Source organism: Streptomyces sp. (assembly GCF_019510245.1).
Classification (GTDB): Bacteria; Actinomycetota; Actinomycetes; order Streptomycetales; family Streptomycetaceae; genus Streptomyces.
Genome location: NZ_JAEKKT010000533.1, coordinates 1 through 1,397, shown reverse-complemented (window position 1 = coordinate 1,397; position 1,397 = coordinate 1). Strand labels below are relative to the sequence as shown.

Below are 1,397 nucleotides of genomic sequence, written 5' to 3'. Positions count from 1 at the left end.
GCCGACTTCATCGCCGAGCTGTCTTTCTACGGTCCGATGGACCCCAAGACGCTCAAGGTCGATGCGGGCTACCTGAAGGCGGTCCAGGCGGCGCAACACCAGGTGATGGTGACCGATCCGGCCAAGCAGGTGACCGACGGCGCCTCGCTGGAGCTGACCCTGACTGGCGCGCCGGCCGAACGCGCCGACCAGATCCTGGTCGAACTGTCGAAGCTGCCGGCGACGGGACAGTATCGGGACGAGGAGAACCCGCCGACCTCGCGGCTGGCCGAGATCGTCTATCCGCTGCGCAAGCTGTCGTCCAAGGGGACCGTCTCGGACGAGGCGAAGAGGCTGATCGGCAACCTGAACGTCGTCGCCACCCAGGCGGGCGCCTCCGCCCCCGTCGACAGCAAAGGCCGCATGCAGGTCAGCGAGGGCGTCTCGCAGCTCGCGGCGCTGATGGCCGAGGCCAACACCGGTGGTCTCGACCGCAAGGCGCCCAATGCGCATGCCGGCGACCTGACGCTGCGCACCGCCATCACCGACAGCATCGCCCATGGCGACGGTGCGACCCTGGCGGTCGCCATGGCGGCGCATTATGCGGACGAAGGCTGGGCCAAGGCCGCCGACAACATGCTCCACACCGTGGCCTTCGGAGTGGAGCGGCTGACCCCCGAGGCGCGGGGCGCCACCGAGGCATACGGGCGCCTGATCGGCGATCCGCAATGGGCCGGCAGCTATCTGGAGGGGCTGCGGGACGACAAGGAGCTCGCCGGCGCAATCCAGACCGTCCAGAACGGCAAGCTGAAGGACAATCCGGAGCAGGTCGCCAAGTTCGAGCGCCTGTTTGCCGGCGCCATGTCGACGGACGCGGTCCTGCAGGCGCTGCCGGCGTCCCTGCGCAACCTGAAGGGCGACAATCTCGGCGGCTATGACCGGCTGAAGGGCGCCCAGGGGGATCTGCGCCACCTGCTGGTCGGCAACAAGGATGATGGCGACGACGCACCGCCGCCGATGGTCCAGGTCGCCATGGCGGGGATGCCGGCGCCGCCGAAGACCCTGACGCTGGCGGAGGTGGAGCGGCAACTGCAGCAGTCGCCCGAGTTCAAGCAATACGAGACGCTGTATCGCAACATCTCCAACCCCGAATTCGACGCGGTGTTCGGCGACGCGCTGGACACCTACGACAAGATCCAGCGGCAGCTCGCCGATCCGAAGGCGAAGATCATCGAGCTGCCGCCCGGGATGACCTCGCTGCCGCCCACCGTGACCGAGGTTCTGGACGGGCTGAAGGGCAAGGACCGGGCGGCGGCGCTGGATGCCCTGCGCGACGAGCCGGCTCAGGGCGCGGCGCTGCTGATGACGCTGGAGGTGCTGGAGAACGGCCAGCCCAACGGCCCCAGCGGCGGTTTCGT

1 protein-coding gene is annotated in these 1,397 nt (G+C 68.8%); it reads left to right on the top strand.

The features are described 5' to 3' along the window. The coding region (locus tag JF597_RS55125) for a hypothetical protein (protein ID WP_294014795.1) at positions 1 to 1,397 on the top strand (1,397 nt) is incomplete at both ends.